Source organism: Sulfitobacter sp. LC.270.F.C4 (assembly GCF_032922545.1).
Taxonomy (GTDB): Bacteria; Pseudomonadota; Alphaproteobacteria; order Rhodobacterales; family Rhodobacteraceae; genus Sulfitobacter; species Sulfitobacter profundi.
This window is the reverse complement of sequence record NZ_CP136692.1, coordinates 2,819,253-2,838,720: the sequence shown is the minus strand read 5'-3', so window position 1 is coordinate 2,838,720 and position 19,468 is coordinate 2,819,253. Positions and strand designations below refer to the sequence as shown.

The following is a 19,468-nucleotide window of genomic DNA, read 5'->3' as shown; positions in this document are numbered from 1 at the left end:
TGAGAAGGGGGGTACTCCATCCCGTGCGGGTGATGTTGCCCCTTTCTCAACACGCCACGGAAGCAACGGAAAGCACGGCAATCGGCCGAAGTGGGTGGAACAGATTCAGAGGATCAATTCCGCAGTGACCGTGCGGCGTTTTTCGATGAAATCGTCGAATTCACGGGCAGCCTTGAGCCCCTCAGATTGGTCATAGTGCCGTCGCGTGATGGACTCGTCCACATGACGAAGCAGCGTTTTTGCGGCGAAGGCCCCACCGATGAGGTTTTCCGAGGCTTCCGTGGCGACGTTGTCACGCAGCCTGTGGATCGGGATGCGCACGCCGAACTCGCGCTCTGTGATGTCCCCGGTCAAGCGGCCGAGATGAGCCGATGTGATCGCGCCGAGCTTTCCATGGACCGACGGGAAGAGATGAAGACCGTCGTCGAAAAGCGGCCGATAGATCGAGCGATAGGCGTGCAGCGCTTCAGCGAGCCCGGCATTCTCGAAGATGACGTTATAGCCTTCGTGCGCTTTGCGTGCTTCCGGATACTTAAGGGCTTCCCCCGGAAGTTCGATATTTATGTGGGTTCGGTCGATCAGCGTCAGCGTTCGGTCGAATTCGAGCCATGTCAGAGCGCGGGCGCGCTCCGGTAGCGCGGCCCCGACGGCGAGGACGAGGCCGTTGCGAAATAGTGTGGCGGCGCGGATGCCGCGCATTGGACGCGCGTTGGCCTCGGCCATCAGGCGAAAACCGAAGCCGTAGATGGCGCTCGCACCGACGAGCTGACTGCCGGTCTTTGTCGATGCGCCTTCCACCCTTGAGCGTTCCCGCCAGTCTGCAACAACGAAATCACAGGCTTTGGATCGAAAACGCCCTCGTGTTGCCATCGAAAGGCCAGCCATGATCCGCTGAAGATAATCCGCCGCCGTCCCAGTTGTGGTCGGCTGACCATCCGCATCCGGACGGACGAGATGACGGCCGTAGGTGTAGAGCGAGGTTGCCGTCGGGACACTGTCCTTACCTTGCGATGCGCAGTATGCAGCCCAGCGGCCGAGCGCAGCGAGAACCGATTTCGTGTAATCGGCACTCCAGATCGTCCGACCGAGAACAGCATGTCCCTTCCTCGAGATGGCAATCTGCTCAAGCAACGGCGCTCGCCACTCGACCGGTAGTGATCCGGCCAGACGCTCCGCCTTCCGCCAGGGGCACTGGTCGTGTGTCTTTGGCGAAACCCGTGCGTCTCTTAGAACGCGCGCGAAATGCGCGGTTTTTTCTGCACCCCAGATTCTGGCTGCTATCATTTGCAGGTAGGCGAATTCCGCAAAGGCCGTGGCACCGACCTCATCGACTCGTGCGGCCAGTTGGTCGGTCAACGCCTTGCGCGACGGTACGGCGTCCAAGGGCGATGCTTCGCGAAGCTTGCTCAGGAGGGCAAGGTGATTGTTAATCATGTGATGTCCGGGAATTCGAAGGATGGTGGCACGGCCGCTCACGCGGCCGCCTTGGTCTTGGTTTCGAGAAGTGTCTGCCAGCCATCCATGACCAGCGTTTCGTCGAGCTCGGCATAGTATTCGACGGTCGTCTTCAGGCTCTTGTGACCGAGCAGGCGTTGGACGCGGGGCAGGTTATCCATACTTTCCTTAAGCCAGATCCATCCTATCAGGTGTCGGTAGAGATGCGGATTGATCTGTACGCCGACATTCTGTTTAAGCAGCCTCGTGACCCGCTTCAAAATGCCGCGATATGGCGCGTTGAACTTGAACTTGCCGCCTTCCTGACGAGGGAACAGATATGGATTCTGTTTATCGTCAGGATGAAGAAGTTTTGGGCGAATTTTTTCTATGTAGTTACGCATCAACCGGCTGGCGCGATCTCCGAGCCGAACGACATAATTGGAATCACCCGCCTTTCTCCCCTTAACCTCTGCTGCCGGTATAGTAAGAACCGCCTTTCCATCTTCGTGCGCAATCCAATCGAGTCGTGCTCCAATGACGTTGGCGCTACGCGGCGCCCGCGTGAGTAATATTTCATGCGCGAGGATGGCTGCGATGTCGCGTGCCAATTCGATATCGATTGCACTAAGGCGATCTAACAAGAATCCGGTTTTCTTCCCCTTATCCTTCCGCCGCCGATCGATTTCGGCATTTATTTTCGTCATCACGTTTCCGGACAAGTCGATCGTGGACTGGATGCGGGCCTCAGTAAATTCCCGTAGTTTTATTTTGTTCTTTGGGGCTATGCCTCGACGCCCAGTATCGTAAAAGCGGATCAGGGCCCGGATGTCCTCGACGTTTTGTTCGGACGCCGCGACGTAGCCGACTGCAATTTTCTTCATGGTCTTGAGTACGGACACAAGATATCCCGTGTCCTTTTGACCACCGTTAAATTCGGCAAGAGCTGCGGCAGCGGCTTTGAGAACCTGGTAGTCCGCAAGGGTGCGCATGTCGGGAACGATGACATTATGAGCTGCTGCCAGAGCTTTTCCAAGAGAGATAACGTAACCGCGACGGGTCGCGATAGTGTCTTCGGACCAGCGGTCATTGAACGTCAGGAACCCATATTCTCGCATTTTTAATTCCCGGCGTTCCACCCGCTCCGAATCTGGGGGCTGGCCAGGCAGCTTAGACTTTTCGGCGATGCTTTTCTGCAGCTGGGCGTTGAATTCGGAAAGCGATCCCGCTTTCTGTTGCTCCTCTCGATCCAATTCCTCGAGAAAAGCTTGGTAGGTCAATCCATCGCGGGAGATCTCTCCCGCAGCCCAAGGCGCCAATTGTGTGTCGAACTCGGTTAGCAGATTTTTTAAAGTGCTCGTGTCGATACCAAATTTGTCGCGACGGTCTGAGAAGGGCGATGCGACCGCTACAAAGCCGAAATGCGCAGTCGCTGAGTTGGATTGCAAATGTCGAAGCAGAGTGACGATGTTGCTGACATGCTTGCGGCATTTGGCCTCTGTGACAACGCCGGCTTCAAGCCGATGTGCGTAGTAGTCCGCAAGTGTAGAAGTCGTGATTTCTTTGGGCCCGATCCCGCGGTCAAATAGATAGACGATGAACGGCCCTGCTTTTAGTCGACAGTCGTCGGGTATATCCAATTCCTTCGCAGCTTTGTAGGCCTTTGACCAAACGCCGCTGATGTCGACGACACCACGGGTACGATTTCGAACGCAATTGTTGTCAATGGCGGCCAGAATGTCGCATTTGTAAGTCGACATACTCCCCCGTGTGAGCCCAAGGCTGGCGGCGTTGTAGCATGCGAAGAAATCGATGACATCGTGTCGGCAGATCGGCCGATTTGCATACCAGTCTGCTTTGCGCATGATCCAGCGGACTCGACTTGCTAAGGTTTTCTGGCCAGCAGCTTCGAGCTTCTCGACCAGTTCACCGAAGGTCAAAGGCGTCGAGCCAGTTGCGACACTGACGAGGTCTCGCCCCGTCGCCTTCGAGAGAGCGGCGAGGTTCTTATGCCGTGGCTTTAGGCCCTCGATCGAAAGGACATCCGATACATATTTCTCATTTAGCCCTGCTCTTAGCGAAAGGGCGCGCATACTCTCGTCCGTTTCATGTAAATAGGCTTGCAGCTCATCACGAATGGTCATTGTCTTGTCCTCTGGTGAAACTATGACCGTCACTCGTCATCGAGCTCGAGATCCGGCCTTCCGCCGTCTGAAGGCCGGGATCGATGCTCGAAGAGAAGGACGTCTTCCTCGGTGGCAAACCAGCGACGTCCAAGCTTTCGAGCTGGCAGCTTCACCCGCCGCTTCTCAACGGGACAGCCTTTGCGGATCCAATCGGTGATGCAACGTGGCGTGCACCTAAACCTGGCCGCAAGTTCCTCTGTCGTATATATCTTTCTTGCCATTTTCTGTTTCTCCTCGTCCGGCAAAACCGGAAGTAGGTAAACAGGTACGGCATCCCAAATGCCGATTGGAGAATTTTGGGGTCCTGTCGATGATCGGTTTAGGCGATCAAATATCAAATGCCACTCTTTAGTTCTTTTCGTCGCTGACAAATCTAAGATTGGCCGGATCGGGAAGAGACGAAAAAGATTATCTGAAAAACCTGAGACCGGAAGCTGCACCACGGATTCTCATTGTTTCCTCAAATCAGTGCGTTTCTCAAGCGATTGGTATGTAAAAATTCATTATAATCAGAGCCTTGCGGTCCTGCGGGGAAATTGCGTCAAGTTGCGGGGAAATTGCGTCAAGTTGCGGGGTTTTTGCGTCACAACGCGGGGAAATTGCGTCAAAGTCCCGGCTTTTTGCGTCATAACGCGGAGAAAATGCGTCATAACACCCCACAGGGCATTGTTAATAAATAAGAATTCGGACCCAGAATTAAAGAATTTTGAATCCCCTGAAAGAGAAATAGGCGGCATTTTTGTGATGTTTCGGAAGGGGTTCTCTCCAGCCGCCCAAGGTCGTCGGAAAAAATTCCCCGTGGTTAGCAGAATAATTTTTTTGTTGGTGCGAAAAGATCCATATGACTCCTGTGTCAGGTACATTTGCTGCTAAGCAAACGCCTGTCAGTGCAGAGTATCTGCGGCGCGCAGCAGGTGGTCTGTAATGACAGCGAGAGTTTAGATCGGCGACACGGGTCGAACACGTGCGGCCCCATGAAAACGCATCGCGCTGGGTTTCCCTTGGCGCAGTGCAGCTGTCGACACCCGGGATCGGCGGCAATCCCACATCATCTTCGGGTGGCCGTGAAACGGGCTTCCTGCTGCGGCGCGCAGTAGTGGGAGGTTCGGGACGCAGCCATCTGAAGTTGGTAGCGGAAATGTAAGACCAGTCTGCAGAAACACAAAGCTAACAGTCAAGCCAAGACCTTTTCTGCTCAGCGAGATTAAGAAGGAGTTCGAAGCCGGTACACACTGGACATTCATAAAAAATCCCTTGTGCAGGTTCCGGCGAAGTACAGAAGGCGCACATCCAGCGTCACGATCTCAGCGAGATGGCCCTCTTCCCTGGGGGCGAGCAACCACATCTCGTCGGGTATTATGTCCCGCGCTATGCAAGGATTAGCGATTATGCGAAACTTGGTTTTATTGGCCTCGCACACTCCCATGACTTGCATGTTAAGTGCAAAAGATTGCTTGATCTGGCTTTCGGAGTACGCCTTTAGATTAAATGTATTCGATTCCTGCATCAGGTGAGGAGTTGTCCCACCAAGGTTCCTTTCTCTGGACCCTTCGAGAAATGCTCACTACCTATGGGTGCATGACCGCACGTGACGCTCACCAATTGATCCAAAGGCAACGCGACTGGCGGGCGTTTGCCGAGCACGGACGATACTTGCATAGCTCAATCGGGCTTGCCGATTTGAAGGATGTCATAGGGATCGGCCGTGCGCAGGCCTCCAAGGTTCTGAACGAATATATCTCGGATTATCTAACGCGTCTTTTTTATGACAAGAGTGTCCCGACGTATGTGACGGGCGACAATTTCGATGCACACTACCTGTCGATAGTTCCGTCGGAGTATCTGGCTGACCCCGCCGCAATTGCGCGTGGTGCGGCCGTTGCCAAGTCGGAATGGGATGTCGATCTTCCCCAAATTCCGCCCTCGTCACTCCCAGCACGGGAGGCCTCTCCGCTATGGCAGTGCGCAACGTGTTGATGGCATGTGCGCAGCGACGGACCTTAGCGATCGAATACCAATCTATGTCGTTCGTCCGACCCCTTACGCGGGGCATCGCTCCGTATGGGATCGCTGATGACGGCTTTCGTTGCCACATAAGGGCCTACTGCATCAAAGGTCATGTTCTTAAATATTTCGTTCTGAGCCGTATCCTGAACAGTGAGCTTGCCGGGCCGGCGGAAACTGCTCCAGTTTCAGACGCCGACTGGATGGAGGCTATTACCCAAAATAACTCGGCTCCTCCTTTCCTATCTGAAGATCAGAAACGGATGGCCGAACTGGACTGCTGGATGACCGATCGCACCGCACAGGTAGCCGTGAGAAAGTGGCACCTGTTTTACAGCCTCAAGAAGCTTGGGCTGAACACCGAAGTTTGCGCCCGTGCCCCCCAAGATCAGCACGTTGTGCTGGTCAACATGTCAGAGGTGCAACCAATACTTGGACGGAAAATAGCATGAGCGATCCACCGCAAAAGAAGTATCTGATGTCATTTGGTGTCGGTGGTCTGCTGCTAACCGAAAGCGTGTCAGTCGCGCGAATTCACGTCGAAGGCGAGGCCTGGGAGCAGACCATGCTACGTGCCTTGGACCAAGGTGCGACTTCCCTCCCAAAAACCGCTTCCAATCGGCGTACGCTGCGCGAAATCACTAATCGGCTGCGGACCTTGTCTGCGCAAGAGCGGGCATTTCTGTTGGATGAAGCTGATCGTACCGATCAGCAGGCGTTGCTTTGGCTGTCCTCCTGCCGCGCCTACCGATTTGTCCGTGAATTCGCGCTCGAGGTCATTCGAGAACGGTATCTATCGTATCAGATCGACTTGCCTCTGGAAGCTTTTGACATTCTATTCGAGGCCAAGGCGGAATGGGACGACGGTTTAGCTGATCTCAGCACCTCCACCCGCAAGAAGCTACGGCAGGTCCTGGTTCGGATGATGCGTGAGGCGGGAATTCTATCCGGCGAAAACCGCATACAAACCGCGATCCTGTCACAGCGCTTGATTGCGATGATTGAAGATAAAAATCCGGTGGAGCTCGCCCTCTTTCCCGGCGTGAAGAGTGACGGAGAGTAAGTGTGAAGTCTGAGTTGAGCCGCAAAGAACGCGCCGAACATCTTTATCACGTGATTACCAGCGAGCGCTTTCTGGAAAAGCAGGGGTTAGGCAACGAGGTGCCATTCTTCATTTGCCCATTCCCGGCAGAAGAAGGCCTCTCTATGGTCGATGACCGAAAGGACCTCGTGACCCGCATTGCCCATACTGGCACCAATGTCCTTGATCTCAACCTATACGATCTGGCCCTTGATATCCTGAATGAGCGTGACATCCTTGAGCAAGTTTTAGAGGCTGAAGCTGACAGTGAAAAGGCTGAGATCAAAGAACTTCTCCAAGGGGTACTGGACCCGCAGGCTCACCTCATACCGCAGATCGCGGAGGCGATTGACGCTATCTCGCACGATGTCATCTTTTTATCGGGCGTTGGCGAAGTCTATCCCTACATCCGCTCACATAACGTATTGAACAACCTGCAAAGCACCGCGAAAGAGGCTCCCACAGTGCTGTTCTTTCCCGGAAGCTATACCCATGCTCTGGCGACCGGCGCGTCATTGGACCTGTTCGGTCGCCTGCATGACGACAAGTATTACCGTGCCTTTAACATTTTGAATTATGAGGTCTGACCCCATGGCCCAGTTGCTAAAAGATATTTTCGAGAAGCCTGTAGACCGGGCAATTGATGGCGTAATCAAAGCCGACGACGAGGCCAGCCTTCGTATTGAGTTGGATGAATACGTCATCACCGGCGAAATCGGACGCAAGCTCGAACATTTCCTGGAAGCGTATAACAATTACGACACCTCGAATGGGGTCTGGATTTCCGGCTTTTTCGGTTCTGGTAAATCCCACCTGCTAAAGATGCTCGCACTCCTACTCGAGAACCGGGAGGTCGATGGTGCCAAAGCCCATGACATTTTCGCCGAGAAGCTGAAAGGCGAGCCGATGTTAGCGGGCGCCTTGAACAAAGCTGTCTCAATTCCGTCCAAGTCCATCCTGTTCAACATCGATCAAAAGGCCGACGTCATCTCCAAGTCGGATGTTGATGCGCTGTTGGCGGTCTTTCAGAAGGTCTTCGACGAGACCTGTGGTTTTTATGGCAAGCAGCCTCATATCGCGCAGTTCGAACGGGACCTGCATGACCGCGAGCAGCTTGAGGCGTTCAAGGCGGCCTTTCAGGAGGCCTCTGGAAAGCAATGGGAGCGCGGCCGGGAACAGGCGCTGCTGGAGGCAAAGAACGTGGCGGTTGCCTTCGCTTCGGTCACGGGGGGAGATCCCGCCGACGTCAAGGATATCTTAAGCCAATACCGCAAGGACACCCGCGTCTCGATTGAGGACTTCGCGGGTACCATCAAAGCCTGGATCGACGAACAGCCCAAGGGGTTCCGCCTTAATTTCTTCGTCGACGAGGTTGGTCAGTATATCGCCGACAATATCAAATTGATGACCAACCTTCAGACTATTGCGGAAAGCCTGAACACGAAGTGCAAGGGCCAAGCATGGATCATCGTCACTGCGCAGCAAGATATGGCGTCGGTAATCGGCGACATGACGCAGAAACAAGAGAATGACTTCTCGAAGATCCAGGCGCGTTTCGGCAACCGTGTGCCGTTGAACTCCGCCGATGTTGCCGAGGTCATCCAGCGCCGTCTGCTGTCGAAAACCCCAGAAGCCGCCGTGACCTTGGGCAATCTTCATGACCGCGAAGAGAACAACCTCAAGACATTGTTCGACTTCGCGGATGGGTCGATTAAGCTCAAGAATTATCGTGACCGCGATCACTTCATCGCAAGCTACCCGTTTCCACCTTACCAATATACGCTGTTCCAAATGGCGATCACCTCGCTGTCGCAACACAATGCCTTTGAGGGCAAACACAGCTCCGTCGGCGAACGCTCCATGTTGGGGGTATTTCAGGAGGTTTCCAAGAAGCTGAAGGGCCAAGAAGTCGGTGGTCTGGCGACCTTTGATTTGATGTTCGAAGGGATACGCACCGCGTTGAAATCCTCGGCCCAGCAAAGCATCCAGATCGCCGAGAAAAACCTCGACGATCCTTTCGCAGTCCGGGTGCTCAAGGCGCTGTTCCTGGTCAAGTACGTGAAGGAATTCAAACCTTCGGTTCGCAACATCTCGATCCTGCTACTTTCGGAATTCGACGCGGAGCAATCGCAACAGCGTCGACGCATCGAAGAAGCCTTGTCTCTACTGGAGCGGAATACGCTGATCCAGCGTAATGGTGAAGTGTACGAGTTCCTGACCAATGAGGAGAAGGACGTCGAGGCCGAAATCAAATCCATCGACATCGACCCATCCGAACTTACCAGAGAGCTTGAGACGATTGCCTTCGATACCATCCTGCGCCACCGGAAAATCCGGCATCTGGCGACGAACAGTGAATATCCGTTCACCCGCAAACTGGACGATCATGCGGTCGGCCGAGAATATGAGCTGGCCATCAACATCGTCTCTCCCTTCGGCGAGGATGCAGGTAGCCCTGAAGCCGTGCGCATGAAAACCATGTCGCGCGAAGAGCTCGCTGTCGTAATGAAAGCGGATTCAAATTTCGTCAAAGATCTAATCTTATTCAAACAGACAGACAAGTTCATCCGCCAATCGCGGAGCGGTTCGCCCCAACCCGGTAGGGATCGGATCGTCTCGGAAAAAGGAGAGCAGAACAGCCGCCGGGCCAAAGACCTTGAAATGCGGCTGCGCAAACTGATGGGCGAGGCGCGTCTGTTCGTTCGGGGAGACGAGCTCGACATTGGCGGAGAAGAACCTCAAGACCGGATCATCAAGGCGTTTCAATCGCTCGTCGATAAGGTCTACACAAACCTCCCGATGTTGCGCGGCGTCAGTTACTCGGAAGCAGACATCAATAAAGCCGTACAGGCCGAAAGTAGTCTCTTTGGGTCCGAAGGCACTGGGCTCGGAGAGGCCGAGCAAGATGTGCTGGGCTTCATCAACGCGCAGGCTCGCAATGGCGTGAAGGTGTCCGTCAAATACCTCGCAGAGCGGTTCACGGCAAAACCCTATGGATGGCCTGCCACTGCCGTTTTCTGTCTTGCAGGCAGCCTTGTGGCGAAGGGCTCGATTGAGGCGCGGGTGGACAGCACTGTTACCGAAGGGCTCGATCTGGCGAAGGCGCTGAACAACAGCCATGCCCTGCCCAATATCTTGCTCACGCCCCAGCAAGAGTTCTCGGCTGCCGAGATCCGCAAGGCGAAGGACCTCTATCAGGAACTCTTCTCTAAACCGGCGGCAGGCAGTGATGCGCGTAGTCTCGGCGCGGAATGGGCGGCGAGCGTTAAGGAGCTCGAAGCCGAGGTAGACAGGCTGACCCGGCAGGCTCACGACTACCCGTTTCTGACCGCCCTTGAGCCATTCCAGCAACACTTGCGCAGCATGATGAATAAGCCCGCGGCTTGGTACATTATTGAGGCGCCGAAACGCGAAGACGAGCTTCTGGATGCCAAGGAAGACCTGTTCGATAAGGTGAAGACCTTCATGGGGGGCGCGCAGCGCGGTATCTATGACGATGCCCATGAGGCGATCGCCAGCCAGTCGGCCAATATCGATCATGTTGACGCCAAAGCGGGCCAAACGCTGCGTGCAGCTCTGGCAGATCCCGATTGTTTCAAGGGCACGGCCATTCAGGATCTGAAAGCCGACCTTTACGATCTGAAAACCAAGGTCGAGCTGAAGGTACTGGAAGAGCGCAAGGCGGTTGCCGCCGCGGTGGAGGATGTTGCCGCGAAGATCACGCAAATGCCGGAGTTCCAGGCGCTGGATCCCGCGAAACAGGCGCGCATCACCGCGCGGCTGGAAAACCAGCAGACCGGCCTCAACAGTGTCAACCTGATTCCACTGCTGCAGAATAAGACGATGTACGCCCGCAATGACCTCACGGGGGAGATCATCGCCGAGATAGACCGCCTCACCCAGCCACAGCAGGAACCTTTCAGGCCAGGGCCTGGGGGGGAAGAGCCAACTGTTCCCGCAACCACGCTTCCGACAACGGTTAATGTTCGGCAGATCGCCGTATCGTTCCCGAAGGTCTACCTTTCCGACGACACGGACGTTGCCGACTACCTCGAAGAATTCAAGAAGACCCTGCTGGAGCAAATCCACGCGGGCAAGAAAGTGATTGTCTGAAAATGGATACCAACGCTCTGAAGAAGTTCGCGCAAGCGGCACGCAATCTGCTGATTGATCAGGTCACGGCGAAACTTGACCTTGTGCTCAATGATGCGGCACCGGCGCGGCGCGAACACCCCAAAGCTGTTAACGATCTCGAAAACGCCATCTCCAAGGACGGCAACAAACAGGTCATAGAACAGGTCGCCTACACCTGGTTCAACCGCTTCACCGCCCTGCGCTTCATGGATGCCAACGGCTATACGCAGGTGCGGGTGGTCTCTCCCGCCGAAGGTGCTACCCGCCCTGAGATCCTGTCAGAGGCCATGGCCGGCAACCTGCCTGATGGCGCGCCCGCGACCATCGCGGCGCTGCTGGAAGGTCGCACGCCCTCTAATGACCCGCAGGCCGAGGCCTATCGCTTGCTGCTCGCCTACGCCTGCAACCAGTGGCACGGCCTCATGCCCTTCTTGTTCGAGGAGATCGACGACTATACCGAACTCCTGATGCCTGAAGATCTTCTGTCCCAAACCTCCGTCCTCGCCGAGTTGCGCAGGGTCATGACCGAGGACGCCTGCCGCGACGTCGAGATCATCGGCTGGCTCTACCAGTTCTACATCTCTGAGAAGAAGGATCAGGTCTTCGCGGGCCTCAAGAAGAACCAGAAGATCACGCCCGAGAACATCCCCGCCGCGACGCAGCTATTCACCCCGCACTGGATCGTCCGCTATCTGGTCGAAAACTCGCTGGGGCGGCTCTGGCTGCTGAACCGGCCGCAAAGCCGTCTGGCCGAGGGGATGGACTACTACATCGCGCCGGAAGAGCCCGAGACGGATTTCCTGAAGATCACTAAGCCGGAAGAGATCCGCATCTGCGATCCCGCCGCAGGCTCGGGGCATATGCTGACCTATGCCTTTGACCTGCTCTACTCAATCTACGAGGAAGAGGGCTATGACGCGACAGAGATCCCCGCGCTGATACTGACGCACAACCTGACCGGGGTAGAGATTGACGACCGCGCGGGCGCGCTGGCCGCCTTTGCGCTGGCGATGAAGGCGGCGGGCAAGCTGGGGCGGCGGCGGTTTCTGCGGATGGAGGCAAGGCCCGACATCTGCATGTTGCAGCCTTCGGGAGTTACGCTTGACGAAGTTTGGCTCCTCTGGTCCCAACTACCGGGATCATTCGATGACAGTGTCGCTGACCTGAAAGGCAACCTCCGAAGTCTCCCCGGCTTCACCGACGAAGTCGAAACCGCGCTCGACTATGCTCATGGGCGGCTCGATCATGCCTCTTCGGCCGATGCCATTATGGCGCTATCAGCGCAATTCAAAGCCTCGCTCGAAAGTAGTCTCGCCTTTTTTGAAGAACTTGCCTCGAACCCGAAGATCGCCAAGGCGTATGAAAAAATATCCCGAGATCTATGGGGTGCAGTCGTGAACCGACACTCTTGGGATGGTGTCGAACGGGCCTTGAAGGAATTCAAAAAAGGCACTGGAGCCACAGTGACCAGCCGGCGCCTCGAAGACATCATGCTCAATTTGATGAAACCGGCTGGGCCGACAGATGTTGCGATGAATGCCCTCTCGCACTTTCAGTCACGGCTAAAATACGCATCCGGCCAAGCTGAGAAGCTTTCGTTCTATAAGGAAAAGATCGAAATGCTCCTCGACAGCATGCAATCTTGCCTGCAACTTCTGTCCGATATTCATCAGTTCGAGCAAGCCAAGAACTTCGGCTCGCTGATCGTGCCTAAGCTGCGCGATCCGGCTGAGACGCTGCGGGTGGTGGAGGCGCGGGATTTTGCTGACGATCTGCTGCTGAAAGAGGTGCAGGCGCGCGTCGTGGCCGTGCTGCGCATGGCCGAGGCGCTTTCGCCGAAGTATCATGTGGTGGTGGCCAACCCGCCTTACGCTGGTGCGAAGGGGCTAAACGAACACTTAGTAGATTTTGCGAAAACAGCATATCCGGATAGCAAGTCCGACTTGTTTGCAATGTTTATGGAGCGGTGCTTGGAGCTTCTCCGTCCCAACGGTCAAATGGGAATGCTCAATCTGCCCTCTTGGATGTTTCTTTCTTCGTTTGAAAAATTGCGCATCAAGCTACTCGCCAACGCATATTTTTCTTCTTTGGTTCATTGTGGTCGCGGCTTGTTCGGATCTGACTTTGGCACCGTCGCATTCTGCATGGAGAAAAATTCTTTCAAACAGGAGGCGATTGGCGTCTTTAGGCGCCTGTTTGAAAAACACGTAGACGTTAGAAAACCAGAAGTTATTGAAGACCTGTTCCGACAGAATGACTATGGCCGCCACTCAGCATCGACAAATGATTTTCAAAAAGTTCCCGGATCGCCAATCGTTTACTGGGCAAGTCCGGAGTTTCTTGCATGCTTTGGTGAACAAGAAAGCCTCGAAGAGATCGCCGAGCCTCGCCAAGGTATGGCGACATCCGATGTAGGTCGTTTTCTGAAGTTATGGTTCGAAGTGTCCAACGATAATTCGATGTTTGGCGCTGAATCACGCGAGGTGGCCAACGCATCTGGCAAAAAATGGTTCCCGACCAATAAAGGTGGCGGCTTTAGAAAGTGGTTTGGAAACAATGAATACTTAGTAAACTGGCAAGATGATGGGCGAGAAGTTCTCGGATACGCCGCTGAACTTTATGGCTCTCCAACGCGAACAATCAAGAATATGAGTTATTATTTCAGACCTTCAGTGACTTGGGGGATGGTCACGTCTTCTTCGTTTTCGGCTCGAGTTTCCCCGAGTGGCCACTTGTTCGATGTTGGCGGACCATCTGCCTTCCCGCGCGAGGATTTCATCCTTCCTATAGCAGCATTTCTAAACTCGAGTGTATTTCAAAAAATAATCACCACAATAAATCCAACAATGAACTTCAACTCTGGAGATTTGGCGAAAGCTCCTTTCAAATCAGGCCTCGCCGACGACGCGCACGCTATTAAAGGTATCAATGCCGTCGTCGAAGCGCATCGCTCCGACTGGGACGCCTACGAAACCTCTTGGGATTTCACCACGCTCCCACTGCTGCAACCCGACCACCATGCCGAGACGCTGGAGGCCACCTACACCACCCTCCGCACCCATTGGCAGGGCATGACGGACGAAATGCAGCGGCTGGAGGAAGAGAACAACCGCATCTTCATCGACGCTTACGGCTTGCAAGACGAGCTGCCCCCCGAGGTGCCGCTGAACGAGATCACCCTCACCTGCAACCCTGCCTATCGCTATGGCATAAAGAACGACGCCGCCGCCAACGAGACCCGCCTACGCGCCGACACCATGGCCGAGTTCCTCTCCTACGCCGTTGGCTGCATGTTCGGGCGCTACAGCCTCGACGCGCCGGGCCTGATTCTCGCCAATCAGGGCGAAACGCTGGCCGACTACCTCGCCCGCGTCCCGGAGCCCACCTTCATGCCGGACGAAGACAACGTAATCCCCGTGCTCGACGCCGACTGGTTCCCCGACGACATCACCGAACGCTTCCGCCTGTTCCTGCGCGTGACCTTCGGCGAGGCGCATTTCCGCGAGAACCTGCGCTATATCGAGGACGCGCTTGGCAAGGACATCCGCAAGTATTTCACCAAGGATTTCTACGCCGACCACGTAAAGCGCTACAAGAAGCGCCCGATCTACTGGATGTTCTCCAGCCCCAAGGGCACTTTCAACGCGCTGATCTACATGCACCGCTATCGCGGCGACACGGTTTCGGTGCTGCTCAACGACTACCTGCGCGAGTTCATCACCAAGCTGGAAGGCGAACGCGCCCGGCTGGACAAGCTGGCCGATGACGCAACCGCGACCCAAGGCCAACGCACCAAGGCGCTGAAACAGGTCGGCGTGGTCGCCAAACAGATCGACGAGCTGCATGAATGGGAACGCGAGGTGATCTTCCCGCTGGCCCAGCAAAAGATCGAGATCGACCTCGATGACGGGGTGAAGGTGAACTATCCGAAGTTCGGCACGGCGCTGAAGAAGATACCGGGTTTGTCATGAGGGGGCTCAGCTGATGTCGGATCGCATCCAAGCCGGGCTCGCGCGGCTGTTCGAGGAACACCGGATCGTGTTCTGGTACGACGCCGCCCGCGACATGCGCGCGGCCTATGAGGCGGCGGATCTGCCGGGGGTCGAGAAGGTCGAGATCGCCAACAATGAATTCGGCCTGAAGTATCGGATCCTCCGACAGGAGCCCAAGCAGAAGTTCCTGATCTACAAGGACGGCCCGGAGCCGGAAATGACCGACAACTGGCTGCTGGATGTGCAGCTCGCCACGGCGGTGTTCAAGGCCGACCAGGCTGCGATCTGGCTGGCCGAACTGGGCCTGCCTACACAGTTCGAGGAGGTGGTGCGCGATCATATGGAGTTCTACCGCTCCAAGGGGCGCATTGAGCATCTGAAACGGCTGCTCGCACCGTCAGACACTAAGACCGACGTCCTGCGCCGGATGCTGACCGTCTGCGCGGGCGCAGAAGGCGCGCTCGACACCGTCATCGAAGCGCTTTTGGGGGAGTTGGCTTCGGGGCGCGACGACGCGCTGCGGCTCATGGACCGGGCTGGCCTGACAGCATTCTTCTGGACGCAGGTTGAGAAGGCCTATGGCTATCTATCCGACGAGCCCGATTTCGAGGATTACGCCATCACCCTGTTCCAGTCCTGCTACTGCCGGGCGCTGGACGAAGATGGCAAGCTGAATGCCGAGGCCCTGCTGGTCTTCCGTCGCTGGAAGAACAACCGCCATGACGCTGAGGTCTTTGAGGCCTTGAGCCGGAAGTATCAGGAGATCCTACAGATCCCCGAGGACCTTAAGAGCCGGGAGATCAAACCTCTGCGCGCTATCGACCATTTCGAAGAGATTGATCGTTGGATAATTCGCCAGCTTGAGGCCAAGATGTCGAGTCAGACGGTGTCTTCCACCGAGGTGTTGAAAACCGTCAGAGAACGCCGTCAAAGCCACTGGTACCCGATCTACCGCGATGTCTATGAGGCCATCGGCTATGCCGCGGAATTCCAGCAGGCCCTGGCCGAGGCGACGCTATCCATGACCTCCCCTGCCGAGGGGGTGAAGCGCTATGTGTCCAGCTGGTTCAAGATCGACCAGCTCTATCGCAAGTTCATCTACCACATGCAGAAAAGCGGCCAAGCGTCGCTGTTGGGGTCTTTGTTCGAGAGCGTCGAGAACCGCTATACCACCAACTTCCTTCTAACAGTCAACGACGCTTGGCAAGACCAGATTGCAAAGTTGGGCGACTGGTTGGTGCCGGGATATGCGAAGCAGGCAGACTTCTACCGCGATCAGGCGGCTGAGTACCGGCGCCGAGACCAAAAGGTCGTCGTGATTATCTCGGATGCGCTGCGCTATGAGGTGGCCGAGGAATGCCAGCGCGAGATCCGCAAGCTGCCCCGCTACGATGCGGAACTGAAGCCGATGATTTCGACACTACCCAGCTACACGCAGCTCGGGATGGCCGCACTGCTGCCGAACCAGGAATTGAGCCTGTCGGGCGACAGCGTCGTGTCGTCCTTTGGCGAGCCCACGCAAAGCACCGCGAACAGACAGAAGATCCTTGGGAAAGGTCGCTCTGGCGATCAGGCAAAGGCCATGAAAGCGGAAGACTTCATGAACATGAAGGCCGATGAGGGCAAGGCGCTCTTCCGCGATCATGATATCCTGTACCTCTATCACAACCGCATCGATATCATTGGCGACAAGCTGGCAACCGAACACAGCGTGACCGAGGCCGCTGAAGTGGCGATCGAGGATCTGACGAAGCTGGTCCGCAAACTGACGACCGCGAACTTCTCAAATATCTTGATCACCGCGGATCATGGTTTTCTTTATCAGCACCGCCCGTTGGACGAGACCGACTTCTCTGCTGCCGACCCTACAGGTTCGGAAATCCTGTTTACGAACCGGCGTTTCGTCATTGGTCGCGGACTGAATGAAACCGCTGGGATGAAAAAGTTCTCGTCGACAGAGCTTGGTCTGTCTGGTGACCTGGACGTACTGATCCCCAACTCGATCAACCGCATGCGGGCAAAAGGCGCTGGAAGCCGATTTGTTCATGGGGGCGCATCGCTGCAGGAAGTTGTCATCCCAGTATTGAAGGTCGGAAAACGGCGCGAAGCGGATGTGGGCGAGGTCGATGTCCAGATCATCGTCCCTGGTCGCAGCTTGATCTCATCTGGCCAAACAGCCGTCACGCTCTACCAGGTACAGGCCGTTTCGGAGAAACAGCAGCCGCGTGATCTCTTGGCAGGCATATACGCCAACGGCGGAACGCTTATCTCCGATGAACACGATCTCACGTTCGACTTCTCCTCGGAGAATGCCCGAGAGCGAGAGCTGCCGCTCAAGTTCCTCCTGTCCCGCGAAGCGGATCAGTTCAACGACCAAGACGTCTTCTTGAGACTGCGCGAGCGGATCGGCAAGACCAGCCACTACGAAGATTATGCCAGCCACCGCTTCCAGTTGCGTCGCGGCATCACCACAGATTTCGATTTTTGAGGAGCGGACATGGGGTCTCTCGACGACAAGATTAACGAACATTTCGCAGGCTATGTGGTCCGCAAGGATCTGGTGAAAGCCGTTAAGGGCAATGCGATCGTCCCAACCTATGTGCTGGAATACCTGCTCGGCCAATACTGCGCGACCGATGACGAGGCTTCGATCCAAAGTGGCATCGAAACGGTCAAGGACATCCTGCGCAAGCACTATGTCCATCGTAACGAAGCCGGCTTGATCCAGTCCACGATTAAGGAAAAAGGGCGCTACAAGGTCATTGACCAGATCAGCGTATCGTTGAACGAAAAGACCGACAGCTACGAGGCGGTCTTTGACAACCTGGGCATCAAGAAGGTCGCCGTCGACAGCGGCACAGTTAAGGCCCACCCCAAACTACTGGTCACGAGCGTTTGGTGCATCGCAGATGTGCAGTATGAGTTTGCTGAAGACGCTCGGACCTCTCCCTGGGTGTTGGAAACCATTAAGCCGATCCAGATCGCACGTGTGGATTATGACGGCTATAAAGAGGTCCGCAGTCAGTTCAGCAAGAATGAATGGATTGATCTGCTCATGCAATCTATCGGGTTCGATCCTGAAGCCTTCGGCCGCCGCAGCAAGCTCTTGCAACTGATGCGTCTCATCCCGTTTGTCGAACGCAACTATAACATCATCGAGCTGGGGCCCAAGGGAACCGGCAAGTCGCACATCTATTCTGAGTTCTCACCCCACGGACAGCTGATATCCGGGGGCGAGGTGACAATCCCGAAGCTGTTCGTGAATAACTCCAACGGGCGTATTGGCCTTGTTGGCTATTGGGATGTGGTGGCTTTCGATGAGTTCGCCGGGCGCGAGAAAACCGCAAACAAAGCGCTTGTCGACATCATGAAGAACTACATGGCCAACAAGACTTTTTCCCGCGGGGTCAACCCCATGGGAGCCGAGGCCAGCTTCGCCTTTGTGGGCAACACCGATCACAACGTGCCCTATATGCTGAAGAACAGCGACCTGTTTGAGGCTTTACCCCCACAGTTCCACGACAGTGCCTTTATCGACCGCCTTCACGCCTATTTGCCGGGCTGGGAGATCGATGTGATCCGCGGCGAAATGTTCACCAGCGGATACGGGTTCATTGTCGACTACCTTGCCGAAATCCTGCGCCATCTGCGTCAGGAAGACTTCTCCAACCGCCCCGACAAGCATTTCAGTGTAAGTGAAAAGATATCCACTCGAGATCGGGATGCTATTTATAAAACCATGTCGGGCATGCTGAAGGTCATCTTCCCGGCCGGTGGCGAAAGTGCCGAAGACGTCGAGGAGCTGCTCCAGCTGGCCATGGAAAGCCGGAAAAGGGTCAAAGACCAACTTTTGCGGATCGATGCGACCTATCCAGATGTGGACTTCTTCTATTCAGGCAGAGATGGCAAAAAGCAACATATTCAGACTGTTGAAGAGCAGGAGTTCCCACAGTTCTATCACCACAAACCGGCGCCCGATCCGGGACAACTGGAAAACTGTGAGACAGACGAGGTGGTTGTTGAGCCTGCCGATACGTCTTTAGAGCCGACGAGCGCCCCAGAGAAACCGCTGCCCGAGGAAGGACATCACGTCTTTGCCGAAAACCGTAAAGGTGTCAGCTACGACAAGCTTTTCGGCCCCTACACCGATGGTGCTACACGCATCATCGTGACAGACCCGTATCTTCGCTATTTCTATCAAATCCGGAACATGATGGAGTTGGTCGAAATGGTCATTCGCCGGAAGGCTCCGGAGGACCAAGTCTCCATTCATCTTGTGACGGGACCACACGATGGGGACATTCAGAAACAGCGTGAGTTACTGGAAAGCATCGCTGAAGCCTGCACAGGCTCCGGCGTGGATTTTACATGGGCATTCGATACCTCAGGCACCGCTCATGCCCGCGACATTGTGACAAACTCCGGCTGGAAAATCATTCTTGATCGCGGACTGGATATCTTCCAGGCACCGCTACGCCGAGAAGTTTTCAATCTCGGCGACCGTCTTCAAGAACATCGTATGTTGAAAGGTTTCTATGTGACGTATGTAAGGAAGTAGACGGCCCTAAGCCGCTATCCCAGAATAAGACATGATCTGCGGCGCAGTATCATGAAACCGAACATTCAAACAGTGTGCT

The 19,468-nt window shown here is 55.4% G+C and carries 10 protein-coding genes; 8 read left to right on the top strand and 2 right to left on the bottom strand.

Translation table 11 applies throughout. The features are described 5' to 3' along the window. Positions 1–105 precede the first annotated feature (105 nt). On the bottom strand, positions 106–1,476 hold the full coding sequence (locus R1T45_RS17715; RefSeq protein WP_317389763.1) for a hypothetical protein: 1,371 nt from the start codon (positions 1,474–1,476) through the stop codon (positions 106–108). Beyond that, entirely contained in the window at positions 1,473–3,578 is a 2,106-nt protein-coding gene (locus tag R1T45_RS17710) for a site-specific integrase (RefSeq protein ID WP_317389762.1), read from the bottom strand. Before R1T45_RS17710 ends, R1T45_RS17715 begins: the two co-directional genes overlap by 4 nt. Positions 3,579–5,198: 1,620 nt before the next feature. Here R1T45_RS17710 and R1T45_RS17705 point away from each other — a divergent pair. Genes R1T45_RS17705 through brxL form a run of 8 tightly spaced genes read left to right on the top strand, consistent with a single transcriptional unit; the run spans position 5,199 to position 19,389 of the window. Beyond that, positions 5,199–5,597: a hypothetical protein gene (locus tag R1T45_RS17705; protein ID WP_317389761.1), complete on the top strand. Its 399-nt coding sequence runs from the start codon at positions 5,199–5,201 to the stop codon at positions 5,595–5,597. Beyond that, positions 5,576–6,076 carry a WYL domain-containing protein gene (locus R1T45_RS17700; RefSeq protein ID WP_317389760.1) on the top strand — a complete coding sequence of 167 codons (501 nt, stop codon included), beginning with the start codon at positions 5,576–5,578 and terminating at the stop codon, positions 6,074–6,076. The genes R1T45_RS17705 and R1T45_RS17700 overlap by 22 nt, the downstream gene beginning before the upstream one ends. After that, positions 6,073–6,687: a DUF1819 family protein gene (locus R1T45_RS17695; protein WP_317389759.1), complete on the top strand. Its 615-nt coding sequence runs from the start codon at positions 6,073–6,075 to the stop codon at positions 6,685–6,687. Before R1T45_RS17700 ends, R1T45_RS17695 begins: the two co-directional genes overlap by 4 nt. 14 nt (positions 6,688–6,701) lie before the next feature. Continuing rightward, entirely contained in the window at positions 6,702–7,292 is a 591-nt protein-coding gene (locus R1T45_RS17690) for a DUF1788 domain-containing protein (protein WP_411041400.1), read from the top strand. Between the two features lie 4 nt (positions 7,293–7,296). Next, on the top strand, positions 7,297–10,818 hold the full coding sequence (gene brxC / locus R1T45_RS17685) for a BREX system P-loop protein BrxC (protein ID WP_317389757.1): 3,522 nt from the start codon (positions 7,297–7,299) through the stop codon (positions 10,816–10,818). Positions 10,819–10,820: 2 nt separating this feature from the next. Then, a complete protein-coding gene (gene pglX / locus R1T45_RS17680; protein WP_317389756.1) occupies positions 10,821–14,810 on the top strand; it encodes a BREX-1 system adenine-specific DNA-methyltransferase PglX in 3,990 nt (1,329 codons plus the stop codon). A 13-nt stretch (positions 14,811–14,823) separates the two neighbouring features. Continuing rightward, on the top strand, positions 14,824–17,319 hold the full coding sequence (gene pglZ, locus R1T45_RS17675) for a BREX-1 system phosphatase PglZ type A (RefSeq protein WP_317389755.1): 2,496 nt from the start codon (positions 14,824–14,826) through the stop codon (positions 17,317–17,319). Positions 17,320–17,328: 9 nt separating this feature from the next. Further along, positions 17,329–19,389 (top strand): BREX system Lon protease-like protein BrxL, encoded by a 2,061-nt coding sequence (brxL, locus tag R1T45_RS17670; protein WP_317389754.1) that lies wholly within the window; start codon positions 17,329–17,331, stop codon positions 19,387–19,389. Positions 19,390–19,468: the final 79 nt, after the last annotated feature.

Bases quoted from the DNA above. Each gene is read 5' to 3' on its own strand.
- R1T45_RS17710 (WP_317389762.1), bottom strand. From the start codon at position 3,578: ATGACCATTCGTGATGAGCTGCAAGCCTATTTACATGAAACGGACGAG.
- R1T45_RS17705 (WP_317389761.1), top strand. From the start codon at position 5,199: ATGACCGCACGTGACGCTCACCAATTGATCCAAAGGCAACGCGACTGG.
- R1T45_RS17700 (WP_317389760.1), top strand. From the start codon at position 5,576: ATGGCAGTGCGCAACGTGTTGATGGCATGTGCGCAGCGACGGACCTTA.
- R1T45_RS17695 (WP_317389759.1), top strand. From the start codon at position 6,073: ATGAGCGATCCACCGCAAAAGAAGTATCTGATGTCATTTGGTGTCGGT.
- brxC (WP_317389757.1), top strand. From the start codon at position 7,297: ATGGCCCAGTTGCTAAAAGATATTTTCGAGAAGCCTGTAGACCGGGCA.
- pglX (WP_317389756.1), top strand. From the start codon at position 10,821: ATGGATACCAACGCTCTGAAGAAGTTCGCGCAAGCGGCACGCAATCTG.
- pglZ (WP_317389755.1), top strand. From the start codon at position 14,824: ATGTCGGATCGCATCCAAGCCGGGCTCGCGCGGCTGTTCGAGGAACAC.
- brxL (WP_317389754.1), top strand. From the start codon at position 17,329: ATGGGGTCTCTCGACGACAAGATTAACGAACATTTCGCAGGCTATGTG.